The 13,266-nt window shown below is 71.5% G+C and carries 11 protein-coding genes; 5 read left to right on the top strand and 6 right to left on the bottom strand.

What is annotated here, in order from left to right; all coding sequences use genetic code 11:
• Nucleotides 1-50 precede the first annotated feature (50 nt).
• From menD to AB0H37_RS23495, 4 genes are all read right to left on the bottom strand, one after another.
• The gene (gene menD, locus AB0H37_RS23510) at nucleotides 51-1,718 is read right to left on the bottom strand and encodes a 2-succinyl-5-enolpyruvyl-6-hydroxy-3-cyclohexene-1-carboxylic-acid synthase (RefSeq protein ID WP_360615119.1); all 1,668 of its coding nucleotides are present in this window, start codon (nucleotides 1,716-1,718) and stop codon (nucleotides 51-53) included.
• Nucleotides 1,715-2,665 (bottom strand): o-succinylbenzoate synthase, encoded by a 951-nt coding sequence (locus AB0H37_RS23505; protein WP_179834870.1) that lies wholly within the window; start codon nucleotides 2,663-2,665, stop codon nucleotides 1,715-1,717. Before AB0H37_RS23505 ends, menD begins: the two co-directional genes overlap by 4 nt.
• Before the next feature lie 406 nt (nucleotides 2,666-3,071).
• Entirely contained in the window at nucleotides 3,072-3,419 is a 348-nt protein-coding gene (locus tag AB0H37_RS23500) for a hypothetical protein (protein ID WP_360615116.1), read from the bottom strand.
• An 88-nt stretch (nucleotides 3,420-3,507) separates the two neighbouring features.
• Nucleotides 3,508-3,825: a hypothetical protein gene (locus AB0H37_RS23495; RefSeq protein WP_360615115.1), complete on the bottom strand. Its 318-nt coding sequence runs from the start codon at nucleotides 3,823-3,825 to the stop codon at nucleotides 3,508-3,510.
• An 806-nt stretch (nucleotides 3,826-4,631) separates the two neighbouring features.
• On the opposite strand from AB0H37_RS23495, the gene AB0H37_RS23490 reads away from it, so the two are divergent.
• A complete protein-coding gene (locus AB0H37_RS23490) occupies nucleotides 4,632-5,018 on the top strand; it encodes a hypothetical protein (RefSeq protein ID WP_329090888.1) in 387 nt (128 codons plus the stop codon).
• Between the two features lie 162 nt (nucleotides 5,019-5,180).
• Here AB0H37_RS23490 and AB0H37_RS23485 read toward each other — a convergent pair whose 3' ends face one another.
• The gene (locus tag AB0H37_RS23485) at nucleotides 5,181-5,393 is read right to left on the bottom strand and encodes a hypothetical protein (protein WP_360615113.1); all 213 of its coding nucleotides are present in this window, start codon (nucleotides 5,391-5,393) and stop codon (nucleotides 5,181-5,183) included.
• A gap of 537 nt (nucleotides 5,394-5,930) precedes the next feature.
• Here AB0H37_RS23485 and AB0H37_RS23480 point away from each other — a divergent pair.
• Nucleotides 5,931-7,595 (top strand): TROVE domain-containing protein, encoded by a 1,665-nt coding sequence (locus AB0H37_RS23480; protein WP_360615111.1) that lies wholly within the window; start codon nucleotides 5,931-5,933, stop codon nucleotides 7,593-7,595.
• 748 nt (nucleotides 7,596-8,343) lie between these two features.
• Here the strand turns inward: AB0H37_RS23480 and AB0H37_RS23475 are convergent.
• Entirely contained in the window at nucleotides 8,344-9,243 is a 900-nt protein-coding gene (locus tag AB0H37_RS23475) for a 1,4-dihydroxy-2-naphthoyl-CoA synthase (RefSeq protein ID WP_179834861.1), read from the bottom strand.
• Nucleotides 9,244-9,354: 111 nt separating this feature from the next.
• Here AB0H37_RS23475 and AB0H37_RS23470 point away from each other — a divergent pair, with 111 nt between their 5' ends.
• The 3 genes from AB0H37_RS23470 (at nucleotide 9,355) to AB0H37_RS23460 (ending at nucleotide 13,237) form a co-directional block, all read left to right on the top strand.
• Nucleotides 9,355-10,518: an AMP-binding protein gene (locus AB0H37_RS23470; protein WP_360615109.1), complete on the top strand. Its 1,164-nt coding sequence runs from the start codon at nucleotides 9,355-9,357 to the stop codon at nucleotides 10,516-10,518.
• 73 nt (nucleotides 10,519-10,591) lie between these two features.
• The gene (locus AB0H37_RS23465; RefSeq protein ID WP_360615107.1) at nucleotides 10,592-11,629 is read left to right on the top strand and encodes a cation diffusion facilitator family transporter; all 1,038 of its coding nucleotides are present in this window, start codon (nucleotides 10,592-10,594) and stop codon (nucleotides 11,627-11,629) included.
• 255 nt (nucleotides 11,630-11,884) lie between these two features.
• Entirely contained in the window at nucleotides 11,885-13,237 is a 1,353-nt protein-coding gene (locus AB0H37_RS23460) for a sigma-70 family RNA polymerase sigma factor (protein WP_329090898.1), read from the top strand.
• The last annotated feature ends 29 nt before the right edge of the window (nucleotides 13,238-13,266 follow it).

Genomic DNA, 13,266 nt, shown 5'->3' with positions numbered 1-13,266 from the left:
AAGGTTGAAGTAAAGGGGAGGGCCGAGTCTGCGTCGGGTGTTCTTCCAGGTCAGCCGAGGACGTCGCGGACGGCCGCCTGGGCGGCCTTGCGGAGGTCGGCGTGCAGGGCCGCGTTCGCTTCCCTGTCGGTGCGGGCCTCGATGATCCGCAGCCCATCCCCCGCCAGCGCCTTCGGCAGGTCCGCGGCCGCGGCGAGCCGCCGGTACGGGACGCCGTGCGCGGCGGCCACCGCCTCCAGGTCCACCTGGTGCGGGGTGCCGAAGACCCGCTCGAACGGGCCGCGCAGCGCCGCCTGCGGCAGCAGCGAGAAGATCCCGCCGCCCTGGTTGTTCACCACGAGGATCGCCAGGTCGGGACGGCGCTCCCGCGGCCCCATGATCAGGCCGTTCTGGTCGTGCAGGAACGCCAGGTCGCCGAGCAGGGCGTAGGAGCGGCCGCTGTGCACCAGCGCCGCGCCCATCGCCGACGACACCAGCCCGTCGATGCCGCTGGCGCCCCGGTTGGCCATGATCCGGATGCCGCGCCGCGGCCGCATCACCTGGTCCAGGTCGCGGATCGGCATGCTCGCCGCGGTGAACAGCAGCGACCCGCCCGGCAGCGTGGCGGCCATGTCGCGGGCCAGCCGCGGCTCGCTCACCTCCGGGACGGCGTCCAGGACGGCGTCCACCGCAGCGGCCGCGGCCTGGTCGGCCGCCCGCCACGACTTCAGCCACACGTCGTCGCCCGACACCACCGGGATCTCGACCTCGGGCGCCACCTGCGTCGCCGACCGGACCGGATCGGGCCAGTGCGCCAGGTCCGGCGCCAGGACGATGTGCTCCTCCGCGCGGCGCAGCAGCGACAGCAGCGGGCGCGACAGTCCCGGCTTGCCCAGCGTCACCACCACCTCGGGACGGTGCCGCTCCACGAACTCCGGGACGCCCAGCAGGAAGTGGTGCGACGACAACGCGTGGTCGCCGTAGCGGGCGTTGCCGTTCGGCTCGGAGAGCACAGGCCAGCCGGCCATCGACGCCGCCGCCACGTACCGCTTGACGTTCACCGCGCCGTCCCCGACCACCAGGACGCCGCGCCGCGTCGGCGGGACGTGCAGCACCGACCCGGGCGTCGCCGGACGCACCCTCGTCCACGCGCCGGTCGCGTCCCCGTCCAGGGGCTCGCACCACGTCTCGTCACCGTCGGGGATCAGCGGCTCGCGGAACGCCGCGTTCACGTGCACCGGCCCGGGGACGGGCGCCTGCGCCAGCCCCCACGCGCGGCTCACCAGCGACCGCCAGTACGCCACCATTCCCGGACGGTTCTCCGGGACGCCGATCTCGGCGCTCCACCGCACCGCCGTCCCGTACAGCTTCACCTGGTCGATCGTCTGGTTCGCGCCCGTGGCGCGCAGCTCCGGCGGCCGGTCCGCCGTGATCACGATGAGCGGGACGCCGGACTCGTGCGCCTCCACCACCGCCGGATGGAAGTTCGCCGCCGCCGTCCCCGACGTGCACACCAGCGCGACCGGCCGCCCCGACCGCTTCGCCATGCCCAGCCCGAGGAACGACGCCGACCGCTCGTCGATCCGCACGTGCAGCCGCAGGAGGCCGGCCTCCTCGGCCGCGTGCAGCGCCAGCGCCAGCGGCGCCGACCGCGACCCCGGCGCCAGCACCACGTCGGTCATCCCGCAGCGCTGCAGCTCGTCGACCAGGACGCTCGCCAGCGCGGTCGCCGGGTTCACGGCGCCACCTCGACCACCGCGGGGCCGTCCAGATGGGCCTGCGCGGCCAGCGCCCGGCTCCGCCAGGACGCGCCGGGCGCCTCCCAGCGGCGCAGCGCCTCCTCGTCCACCGCCGGCCGGCGCACCTCGAGCTCCCCCGCGACCGGACGCAGCGGATCGCGCACCACGTCGCCCTCCAGCAGCGACAGCGTCCCCAGCCCGCAGGCGTACCGCAGCTCCGGCAGCGCGGCGGCCAGCGCCACCCCGGCCGCCAGCCCCACCGACGTCTCCACCGCGCTCGACACCACCACCGGCAGCCCGCACGCCTCCGCGACGCGCAGCGACGCCGCGACCCCGCCCAGGGGCTGCACCTTCAGCACCGCAACGTCGGCGGCGCCCGCCGCGCGCACCTTCAACGGGTCCTCGGCGCGGCGGATCGACTCGTCCGCCGCGATCGGCACGTCCACACGCCGGCGCACCGCCGCCAGCTCCTCCAGCGTCGCGCAGGGCTGCTCGGCGTACTCCAGCTCCCACCGGTCCAGCGACCGGATCATCCGGGCGGCGCGGTCGACGTCCCAGGCGCCGTTCGCGTCGATCCGGACCCTGCCCTCCGGGCCGATCGCCGCGCGAACGGCCTCCACCCGGGCCAGGTCGTCGGCATCGGTCTGGCCGCGCTCGGCGACCTTCACCTTCGCGGTCCGGCAGCCGGACTCGCGCGTCATCGCAAAGGCCCGCTCCGGGCCGACCGCCGGGATCGTCGCGTTCACCGGGATCCGGTCGCGGACGGGCGCCGGCCAGCCCTCCCGCGCGGCCTCGCGGGCCGCGGCCAGCCAGCGGGCGCACTCGGCCGGCCCGTACTCGGCGAACGGAGAGAACTCCCCCCAGCCGGCGGGGCCCTGCAGCAGGGCGCCCTCCCGCCGCGTCACGCCACGGAACCGCGTCCGCATCGGGATGGAGTACACCCGCACTCGCCGACCCCCTGACCTGCCCGTTTCATCACGGCATTTCCGAATCACACCGCGCGCTCGGACCCTTAGTAGTACCACCGAAAACGTATCGGATGGTGATGGCTGATGATGGCCCCGCCCGTTCCCGCCCGATACGGCCGCCTCGCCATGCCGGATGGTGTCAACGGATCCGCCCTGGGCAAGGGCCGTCCCGTCCTGCCGGGCTCCTGCGGGCTCCCCCGCTTCGGCATCGAGCGCCCAACCGCGACCTCGCCTGGACCTGCGGGCGACCGCCCGTGCCTTCGGCCAGGTGGAGCGAAGGTGGTGGGCCGGGAAGTGTCCCTAACAAGATCCAGAACACGCCGTTTTCGCAGGTGGCAGCACGCGGCCCGATGATCTTTGCTCTTCTCCGCCTGCGGGCGGCCCCCTAGCTTGTCCGGCGGAACTCCTCTAGGCGCTTGGCGAACGCGTCAGCATCCTCACTCGGCTCCGGGTACATCTCGGCCGGCCCCTCGGGTGGGCGCCGTCCCTCGTCGTCAAGACCGGGCTCAGGCTCCGGTTCCACCCCGAGCTCCTCACCGGTGTCCAACGACTCGGGCCCCGGGTCATGCTCGATCGTGAAAACGCTGCCGTGCTCTACCCCGCGCTCCTCATGAATCGTCATGTACGCCGGAACCCGCGGAGCAAGAAAGACCGTCACGACCTCGGTGTTCGCGGGGACGTTGTCGAACTCCTCGATCCAGGACCCATCAATCAGAGCCCGCAGGAACTCCAATGCCAGACGCTGGTTCCCCGGGCCCTGCTCCCCCGCCCACTCCGCTACGACTGCCCACGTCTCTTGGTAAGCCGCAGCGGGCGCATGGCTACCCCTCCAGGCGCCTCAGCAGATCCTCGACGTCGGCCGGGTCGGCCGGTTCGGGCACCGCGTTCCGCTGGTCGCGGATCCGCTGACGCAGATCGGTGGTTGACTCCAGACGAACCATCCGGTCAACACTCTCCGCAAAGCGGGTGAGGTGGTCAATATCCTTCGTGTGGCCGTAGGCGGCAACCGTCCGGTACAACGACTGAAACACCTCACGCTGCTCGTCCGACGTGAGCGCATCCCACACTCCCATCGCGACCTTGACCTGCGGATCGTCCTTCGCCGGTACACCAGGGCGGGCCACATCAACGGGCTTCATCACGACCTCCGTCGCCAGGGATACATGTTCGTTGTAACGGGACGCTTCGACAAAGTAGAGGCGGCACGGTGATCGGGTCAGGTGTTGCGGGAGACGGTGGCCGATGTGGGCCCATCCCTCCGGCAGGTGAACCGGAGCGGCGCCCAACACGTCCCAGTGAACCAGCGCGGCTCAGAAGACCGGCATCCCCAACGCAGGCGCGCGAGCCCCACAAACGACTCCACGCCACGCCCTCAGTTCACAACCTGACCGGCGGCATCGCCGCGTTCCTCTTCGGCGGACTCGTGTTCCTCCTCAGCACCGATCCCCACGGACGCCAAGAATCCACCACGCCTTCAGACTCCTGCTCACGGCCTTCTTCGGCTTCGTCACAATGGCCTACTTAACGGCCGGCATCTCAGAGGAGCAGACCGCCATGGGGCGCTCGCTACGCGTCTGGTGGGACGCGCCGCCCGCACGCCACCCTCGCGCTCGTCGTCGCCGCCCTCCAAGGTGGGCAGGTCGGCAACAAGCAACTCCAGCAGTGGAAGTTGTACGGAAGAGGGATCAAGCTCTAGCCCTGCTGGAGGACGTGGCGACCATCTTCAGTTCGTTGCTTCCGCAGTTCGAACGAACTGTGTAGCACCCCGCCAACACGCTGGACCGCTAAGCAACTTCCCCATGCGTGGCGGGCGTTCCAAATACGTGGTTGAGGCAGCGGTACCGACGCCATTCTGGCATCGCCACCGACTTGCCGCTGCGCCTTAATACAGGACGGTCTCCACTGTTTCCCGTCATCGCGATGGGAAGTCACCAAAGGAGAGACCATGCACAAGTCGGCACTCACCAGCGTTGCCTTCGGCATCGGCGGGGCGCTCTTCGGAGTCCTCGTCATGGCTCTGGCGCTCGGCATCTGGGACTCGGACCTGACCACCGCCTTCACCATCCGCGGCGCCAGGTTCCCCATCCGCACCGGGGCCATCGCCGGTTTCGCCGGTGGCCTCATCGGGGGCCTGGTCGGAAGCCGCATGAGGCGTGACGCCGCGGTCTTCGTCCTGTGCCTGTGCGGGGGCATCGGTCTGGTGGTCGCCTGTGGAGAGACCGTCGACGACCGCATCCTGAACTACTACACCGTCGGTTACGGCGTTGTACTGCTCAGCATCGGCATCAGCACCATGATCGCCAACCGCATCGCCGCTAGAAGGCGGCGGTGACCACCTGAGGTGTCCGGCCTGCCGGGCACCACTTGAAGGGGCCCGGCGAGCCGGGCCCCTTTCTTGATATCCAGCGCGATCAGTCCGACGCATTCGTCGGTGTGGCTAATCAAGTAGGTTATGTCCGTCACGGGTCCTGACGGCCGGGGTCCCGCCAGCCGTTCACGGGTCCTGCCGCCCAGCCGTATGAGAGGCGCTTCTGCTCTTCCACTGTGGGCGACCGCGGACCTCGATGTCCTCGTCGAAGCGAACCGGGCCGTAACCGCGGTCGGCGAGGCGGGCGTAGATCCCGGAAGGGCCGGTGTCAGGCATCGCCAAGGCGACGCTGCCGGCGTACCGCATGGGGATGTAGAAGACCGCGATCGGGATCAGCACGTCTGGACGTGGTGCCTGCACGGCGCAGGCGTCGGAGGCGGAGTACCGCGAGTTGAAGCGGGCGCGTGCGGAGCGGTGGAGTCTCGCCGATCAGCTACAGGGCCACCCGTGGCGGGGCACCGTGGACGACCGGCTCGCTGCGGAAAGGCGCACGCGAGCAGTCCTGCCAATATCAAGGTGCGCACGGTTCTGGAACGGGTTACCTTCTGATCAACGCGTCGGGCCCGGTGCCCGCACGGGTCGAAGACCATCGGTTACCTTAGACGGATTCCCCGGTGGTCATTCACACATCCGTGCGAGCGCCCGGCCCTACGGGTCGAGCAGGACGTACAGGGGAGGGCGGGTCGAAGCCCGTCGGTTATCCGGATCCGAGGGTCGCAGGTTCAAATCCTGCCCAGCCGACAATGTCGGGTGGTAGCTCAGCCAGGCAGAGCATTGGACTAAAAACCCGGTGGGCACCACCACATCCGCCCTCCCCCACGCGCCGGCTCCTCCCCCACATCCGCCCCTGAGGCGGGTCGAAACCCCTGGAGGCCCATGATGGCCCGTGATCCTCTCGCGTCGATCTCCACCATCCGGACGCCGCAGAACCAGCCGATCCCCGGCCGCGAAACCGAGCAGGTCCGCAACAACGCCGGCGGCTACGGGTTCGCGAAGGACCTGTGGACCCGGCTGGAGGACTTCCTCATCCTCGGCACCACCGGCGGCACCTACTACGTCGGCGAGGACAAGCTCACCGCCGACAACGCACAGGTCGTGTTCGACGCGATCGCCGCGGACGGTGTCCGTGTTGTGGATTTCGCGACGGAGATCTCCACGGCGCGTCCGCCGCGGGCTCCGAAGAACCGTCCCGCGCTGTTCGTCCTCGCCGCTGCGGCGGCTCGTGGTGACGCGGACACCCGGCAGGCCGTGAAGGCGTCGCTGGCGAAGGTCGCACGGACCACGGACCACTTCGCGTCGTTCTTCGGGTACTGGAAGAACCTCGGCGGTAAGGCCACTGGTAACGGGACGGCGCCGGTGATCGGGCGGGCGATGCGGACTGCGCTCGCGTCGTGGTTCCTCAACGGCGACGTCGACCAGGTCGCGTGGCGGGTGTGCAAGGCACGGCAGCGCAAGACCCCCGCGGGTGAGGGGTTCGCGCTGCGGGATGCTCTCCGCATCGCGCACCCCAAGGCGGACTCCCCGGCGCGGCGAGCCCTGTTCGGGTGGATCGCCGGGAATGTCTCTGACGGGGACGCCCGCGCGCTGGTGCCCGCGGTGGACGCGTTCCTGGCGGCGCAGGCTGTCACCAGCGTGGCCGACGCGATCGACGTCGTGCAGGACCGTGGCGTGCCGTGGGAGTTCCTCCCCGACGCGGTTCTCACCGACGCGGGCGTGTGGGGCGAGCTCGTCGACACGATCGGGATGACCGCACTGATCCGGAACCTGTCCCGGATGACGCGGATCGGGACGCTGACCCCGATGGGGGACGCGACCCGGCGCGCCACCGAGCGGCTCACGAACGCCGACGCGCTCGCGAAGGCGCGGATCCACCCGATGGACCTGTTCCTCGCCCTGCGCGTTTACGGGGGCGGCCACGCGTGTCCGAACCCGCGCGCCGACGTGCAGCACTGGACGCCGGTGCCCGCAATCGTCGACGCGCTCGAGGAGGCGTACGAGCTGTCGTTCGGGCACCTGGAGCCGTCCGGTCGGCGCCTGCTGATCGCGGTCGACTCGTCGGGGTCCATGAGCTACCACCGCATCACCTCGGGTGGTGCGTCGCTCGGGTCCTGCTATGAGGTCGCGAACGCGATGGCGGTCATCCTGAACCGGATCGAAGGGTCCAACGCTCACGTCATCGACGTCGACACCAGCGTCCACGCATCCCGGGTGACGAAGCGGACGAACCTGCGGGAGATCTCCCAGTGGCGGCCGTCGGGTGGCGGCACGGACCTCTCGCTGCCGTTCCAGTGGGCGCAGCAGCAGCGTCTCAATGTCGACGGGGTGGTCGTGTTCACCGACAACGAGACGTGGGCAGGCCGTCAGCATCCGTCGCAGGCGCTCACCGCCTACCGGCAGGCCGTGAACAGCGACGTGCGGGTCGTGGTGGCGGCGATGGCTGCGAACGGGCACCGCATCGGTGACCCCCGCGACGAGGGCGTGCTGAACATGGCGGGCCTGGACGCGTCGCTGCCGATGGTGGTGAACGGCTTCATCCGTTGAGATTCCAGGGCAGATAGACGATCTGCCCTGGAATCTGGCTGTGGGTCAGATGTAGACGATCTGTCATGGATGACGATGCCCGACGGGACGTGGGCCCCACCAAACTCTCCCTTGCTGGCGCCTACGACTTCTCCCCGGCGACGACAGCACCCGCACCGACCGGCTCACCGTGCTCTCCTTCGAGGAGAAGTGGCCGGGCATCGCACCCGACGCCGTCGCCAACGCCCACTTCCTTCAGCGTGTCGTGCGGTACATGGCCGGGCGAGGCATCCGGCCGATCCTCGGCCTAGGCGCGGGGAACCGAAGACGCAGTCCGGCAACAACGTCCACGAGATCCTTGGCGAGACGACCGGGGACGGCCGCGTCGTGTACGTCGGGAAGGATCCGAGAGCGCACCCGCATGCCCGCGCGATCTAGGGGCGGCGTGACGGCACTGGGTACGTGGCCGCGGACTTGCCGGACGTAGACGAGGTCCTCAACCTTCTTGCGGGCAACCGCATCTCGGGCACATCGAGCCCGACAGGCTCCGGGTCCGGCACCTTGACGACATGTTCGCTGCGATCGAGACCGACGCGCGGGAGGCCGTGGAGGGCGGCGCGGCGCTGGTCCCGAGGGCCGCCGCGGCAGGCTCAGCGAGCACTGACGGGCTCCCCTTCCCCGCAGGGCGGGGCGCCACGCCGCTCAACGTGGCGAAGCAGGTCAGAGCGTCACGAATGCCGCGCCCCACGTCCCCAATCGCGCCCGGGTCTTAGTAGTACCACGGGAAACGCGACCAATCGGGTTCGCGCTTCTCCAGGAACGAGTCCCGCCCCTCGGCGGCCTCGTCGGTGCCGTAGGCCAGGCGCGTCGCCTCCCCGGCGAACACCTGCTGCCCCACGAGACCGTCGTCGACGAGGTTGAACGCGTACTTCAGCATCCGCTGCGCCGTCGGGCTCTTGCCGTTGACCTTCCGCGCCCACTCCAGCGCCGTCGCCTCGAGCTCGGCGTGCGGGACGACGGCGTTCACCATGCCCATCCGGTGCGCGGCCTCGGCGTCGTAGTCGTCGCCCAGGAAGAAGATCTCCCGGGCGAACTTCTGCCCCACCTGCCGCGCCAGGTACGCCGACCCGAAGCCGCCGTCGAAGCTCGCCACGTCCGCGTCCGTCTGCTTGAACCGCGCGTGCTCCCGGCTGGCGAGGGTGAGGTCGCACACCACGTGCAGGCTGTGCCCGCCCCCGGCCGCCCAGCCCGGCACCACGCAGATGACGACCTTGCCCATGAAGCGGATCAGCCGCTGCACCTCCAGGATGTGCAGCCGCCCCGCCCGCGCCGGGTCGATCGTGTCCGACGTCTCGCCCTCGGCGTACCGGTAGCCGTCCCTGCCGCGGATCCGCTGGTCCCCGCCCGAGCAGAACGCCCAGCCGCCGTCCTTCGGCGACGGCCCGTTGCCCGTCAGCAGCACGCAGCCGATGTCGCTGGACATCCGCGCGTGGTCCAGCGCACGGTACAGCTCGTCCACCGTGTGGGGACGGAACGCGTTGCGCACCTCCGGACGGTTGAACGCCACCCGGACCGTCCCGTGGTCGACGGCCCGGTGGTAGGTGATGTCGGTGAAGCCGAACCCCTCGACCTCTTTCCAGGCGTCCGCGTCGAACAGCTCCGAGACCATGTCTTCCTCTCCGTCGGGCGACCGCGCCACGGCCGGGGCGCGGCGCTCGGCACCATTCAACCGGCCCCGCGTTTGAACGCGTTCAGCGGGGTCGTCTACGCTGATGAGATCATGGATCGCCCGCTGCACGCCGTCGTCCTGCCGCCCGGCCCCCGCCTGCTGGACGCCCTGGCCGGCGCCCTCGACGGCGGCCCGGCGATCTGCCCCCTGCCGCCGGACCTGCCCGAGGCCGCGCTGCGCGGGCTCCTGGACGCGCTGGCGCCGGACGCGATCGAGACGGCCGACGGCATCGTCGCGCACTCCCCCGGTGGCGGGCGCGCACCGGCCGAGGCCGACACGGCCGTGCTCATCGCCACGTCCGGCTCCACCGGCGCCCCCAAGTTCGTCGAGCTGTCGGCCGGCGCGCTGCGCCACTCCGCCGCCGGCACCCTCGCCCGCATCGAGGCCGGTCCCGGTGACCGGTGGCTGTGCTGCCTGCCCACCAGCCACATCTCCGGCGTCCAGGTCCTCGTCCGCTCCCTCGTCGCCGGCACCGACCCCTGCATCGCCCCCCGCTTCGACGCCGCCGCCGTCGCGGCCGCCGAGGGGTTCCACGTCTCGCTCGTCCCCACGCAGCTGCGCCGGCTGCTGGACGCCGGCGCCGACCTGTCGCGGCTCGGCGCGATCGTCCTCGGCGGCGCCGCCGCCTCGCCCGGCCTGCTGGCCGAGGCGCGCGGGCGGGGGGCCCGCGTGTTCACCACCTACGGGATGAGCGAGACCTGCGGCGGCTGCGTCTACGACGGCACGCCGCTGGACGGCATGCGCGTCGCTCTCGGCGACGGCGGCCGGATCCGCCTCGCCGGCCCCTCGCTGTTCACCGGCTACCGGCTGCGCCCCGGACCGACCGCCGGGGTCCGGGACGGCGACTGGTTCCTCACCCAGGACCTCGGCGCGATCGAGGGCGGCCGGCTCCGCGTCCGCGGCCGCCTCGACGACGTGATCAACACCGGCGGGGAGAAGGTCGTCGCGGGCGAGATCGCCACCGCGCTGTCGCGCCACCCGAAGGTCCGCGACGTCGTCGTGGTCGGCCGCCCCGACCCCGAGTGGGGCGAGCGGGTCACCGCCGTCGTCGTCCCCGCCGCCTCCGGCCTGCCGGAGCTGACCGAGCTGCGCGCGTTCGTCCGCGAGACGATGCCCCCGTACGCGGCGCCGCGCGAGCTGGAGCTGGTGGAGTCGATCCCGCTGCTGGCGTCGGGGAAGCCCGACCGGGCCCGGCTGCGCGCCCCCGCGTCCTGACGGCGGCGCAGCGCGGGCGCGTCTCCGCCCTCGCGGCGCATGGCACGGCGACCACCTGGGCAGGGGACGGACCATGGCGGCACAGAGCGGCGGGCGGACCGCAGGGCGGCGGGACGGCGGCGGACCGCAGGACGAGAGCCTCCTGACCGTCGCCCTCGCGTTCGCCGCCAACCTCGGCATCGCCATCGCCAAGGTCGTCGCCGCGCTGATCACCGGGTCGGCGTCGATGGCGGCGGAGGCCGCGCACTCGATCGCCGACACCTTCAACGAGGTGCTGCTGCTGGTGGGGCTGCGCCGCAGCGGGCGGCCCGCCGACCGCCGCCACCCGCTCGGCCACGGCAAGGAGCGCTACATCTGGACCCTGCTCGTCGCCGTCGCGATCTTCGGTATGGGCGCGCTGTTCTCCTACTACCAGGGCATCGAGACGCTCACCGGGCACCGCAGGGCCGCCGAGACCGGCGCGATCGTCGGGTACCTCGTGCTCGCCGTGGCGTTCGCGCTGGAGGCGGTCTCGTGGCAGCAGGCCGTCCGGCAGGTCCGGGCGGCCGCGCGGGCGGAGGACCTGCCGCTGCGCGCCTACATCCGCCGCACCGACGAGCCCACCTCGGTCAGCGTCCTGCTGGAGGACTCGGCGGCCCTCGTCGGCCTGGTCATCGCGTTCGGCGGCCTGGGCCTGCACCAGCTCACCGGGTCGGCGGTCTGGGACGGCGTGGGATCCCTGCTCATCGGCGTCCTGCTGACCGCCGTCGCGCTCCTCCTCGGCCGGATCAACCTGAACCTGCTGACCGGCTCGCAGGCCGACCCCCGGATCGTCGCCGACGTCCGCGCGCGCCTCGGCCGCGCGGACGAGGTGGAGTGGGTCGTGGACATCGTCACCGTGACCTTCGGCGCCGACCGCGTCCTGGTCTGCGCCCGGCTCGACTTCCGCGACTCCCTCACCGCCGCCGAGGTCGAGCGCGCCTGCGTCCGGATGGCCCGCGAACTGCGCGACGCCCACATGGAGATCGACGAGGTGTTCCTCGAACCCGTCCCCCGCGACGACCCTGAGCTGCGCGAACGGGTCATCGCGCGTTATGGTCGGACATTGAGGCCGAGGGACTCGGAGACGTAGTGGGCTTTCTCACGTTGCCACGGCCCCGGGTCTTTACGAAGTAAGGTCGAAACAGACCGGTTCAGGCGGTGTGAAACCGCTGGCCGTGGGCACCACGACCGTCTGGATCGCTCCTCCACGATCCCCCGGCGGAGCGCCGCCCGGCGACGGAGCCGGGAACAACAGGCCCGTCCTGGGACGTTCCGTTAAGTGCGTGCGCCACGAGCGAACACAATCCGCGCCGCACTCACACACCGAAGGGAGGGGGGTGTCCTCATGCCGCGAAGCGCCGTCGAGACCCCGCTCACGGAGTCGCCGAGCCCCGCGCTCAACGACCTCCTGAAGCGTGGCCGCGCCCACGGGCGCCTCTCGCTCGACGAGGTGAGGGGGGCCTTCGAGACCGCCGGGATCAGCCCGGCCCAGGGCCGCTCCATCCTGCGCGAGCTGTCCGAGGCCGGCATCAGCCTGGCGGGCGAGTCCGACGCCGTCCGCAAGATGGCCGCGGCCGCCGACCACGCCGGCGGGGAGACCGCCCAGGACACCTCCGCCGCCCCGGGCGCCAGGAAGCGCGCCGCCCGCAGGGGCGCCGCCAGGAGCACCGCCAAGTCCACCGGCAGGGTGACGCGGCCGGGCGGCCAGGCGGACGCCGCGGTCGACGAGGGGTTCGAGGTCACCGAGGTCGAGGCCGAGGAGACCTCCGCGGACCTGGACGACCAGTCGACCACGATGGGCGACTCCGTCCACACCTACCTCAAGGCCATCGGGCGCCGCCAGCTCCTCACCGCCGAGCAGGAGGTCGACCTCGCCAAGCGCATCGAGGCCGGCCTGTACGCCGAGCACAAGCTGGAGAGCGAGGACCTCTCCCCCGCCGTGCGCGCCGACCTGGAGTGGGTCGCCGCCGACGGCCGCCGCGCCAAGGCCCACATGCTGGAGGCCAACCTCCGGCTCGTGGTGTCGGTCGCCAAGAAGTACTCCGACCGCGGCCTGTCGCTGCTGGACGTCGTCCAGGAGGGCAACCTCGGCCTGATCCGCGCCGTGGAGAAGTTCGACTACTCCAAGGGCTACAAGTTCTCCACCTACGCGATGTGGTGGATCCGGCAGGCGATCCAGCGCGGCTTCGCCGACTCGGCCCGCACGATCCGGCTGCCCGTGCACGTCCTGGAGATGCTCAGCAAGCTGAGCCGCGTCGAGCGCGACATGCACCAGCGCCTCGGCCGCGAGCCCACCCCCGAGGAACTGGCCGCCGAGCTGGACAAGAGCCCCGAGCAGGTCCGCGAGCTGCTGCGCACCAGCCGCCAGCCGATCAGCCTGGACTCCACCATCGGCGAGGACGGCGAGACCCGCATCGGCGACCTCATCGAGGACACCGACAGCCCCGAGGCGTCGGAGCTGGTGGACCGCCAGCTCATGGCCGACCAGCTGCGCCGCACCCTCGACATCCTGTCCCCGCGCGAAGCCAAGATCATGGCGATGCGGTTCGGGCTGTACGATGGGACGCCGCGCACGCTGGACGAGATCGGCAAGGCCCTCGGCCTGACCCGCGAGCGGATCCGGCAGCTGGAGAAGGAGTCGCTGTCCAAGCTGCGGCACCCCAGCAACGCCCGCCCGCTGCTGGACTTCGCCGTCTGACCCGGCACCCGGCCCGGCACGCGAAGGGC

The organism is Actinomadura sp. NPDC023710, assembly GCF_040639875.1.
Taxonomy (GTDB): Bacteria; Actinomycetota; Actinomycetes; order Streptosporangiales; family Streptosporangiaceae; genus Spirillospora; species Spirillospora citrea.
Note: the sequence above shows the minus strand (reverse complement) of the source record. Positions and strands in the feature narration are given on the sequence as shown.